1 protein-coding gene is annotated in these 1,250 nt (G+C 40.3%); it reads right to left on the reverse strand.

Annotated elements, in window-relative coordinates; genetic code table 11:
- Window positions 1-199 precede the first annotated feature (199 nt).
- On the reverse strand, window positions 200-1,250 hold a 1,051-nt coding region (locus FTV37_RS17530), incomplete at its 5' end, for an IS4-like element ISAbe18 family transposase (protein WP_180064345.1).

Below are 1,250 nucleotides of genomic sequence, written 5' to 3' on the forward strand. Positions count from 1 at the left end.
AGCTGAAGATAGCGGCAGAACTTCTGCCTACATCGAAGGTGATTCTGTTGAAATATGTACGTTTTAATGCCAAGCGCTGTAGCAATTCTTGGTTTATAGGGAGTCTTCAGGACTCCTTTTTTTTATCTTCATTTTTTATTTGTTTTGCTTTGCCGCATAAAAAAAGAGTGTATGACTACCATTGCTGTCCCACAATTTTTCACAAGAGGAAGCTCATTTGAGCTTCCTCTTGTTTTATGGGTATTTTATCGGGTGAAAATAAAGCTTTTAAAGTTCTTCTTTCAAACAAATTCACTTGAATTATTCTGAGTAAACGTTGAACTGTCCAACCTGTTTTTCCTAAATGTCGAGCGAAACTCACCAATAAATAGGCGATCATCGCAATCCAGATTTGTGTCTGAATTGCGTTCCTGCTGCGGCCTAGAAACGCTTTTAATTTGAGATTCTGCTTAATCGCCTTAAAGAACAGCTCAACTTTCCAACGATCTTTATAAATCGCCGCAATGGTGGAGGCGGCTAAATGAAAGTTATTGCTGAGAAAGCTAAAGTGCTTGCCACTTTGCTGATCTCTATATTCAATTCTTCTTAACACTGGGGCTTTTCTTTTTAGGGCATGTGCGCTATTCAGCTGAATGGTTTCATCTTTTAGAATACCTTTGGATTCAAGCACTGGATGTTGCTGGATCACCTGATACACAGATTTAGGCCTAAAACGTGTGACAAATCCAATGTTTTGAGCAGTCAGATTTGCATACCATTGGTAATCGACATAGCCTTTATCAAAAACTACAATGCTGCCAGCAGGAAACTGGAATTTGCGGCCTTGTACCATGTCATTTTCTTTGCCATTTTCAACTGCAACAAACTCAGGAATATCATTGCTGTGATTCAATCCTATACTGAGTTTCATGCTGGCTTTTGAGTCGTGAACTTTGGCCCATTCACATAAGGAAAGCGACAGGTCAATATGACTGGCATCCAAGGAATACAAGGGATTCTTAAAGCGAAATTTATGAGCTACTTTTGAGTGTTCATAGTATTTAAGCAACTTGTAAAATAGCTGTTGATACAAGGCAGCAGGCTGCTGCTCATTGATTCGTGCCAGCGTGCTTCGGGGAATAGACTTTGCTCCGAGATGACTTAGCTTTTCCTGCTGGGACTCAAGATTGGATTGAATATCCCGTAGGCTTTGTCGGCAGGAAAGTTGGGACATTAACAGGGCAATAAACTGATCCCATCGAGAAGCAGAT

Origin of the sequence: Acinetobacter sp. YH16042, assembly GCF_013417245.1 — a bacterium.
GTDB classification, from domain to species: domain Bacteria; phylum Pseudomonadota; class Gammaproteobacteria; order Pseudomonadales; family Moraxellaceae; genus Acinetobacter; species Acinetobacter amyesii.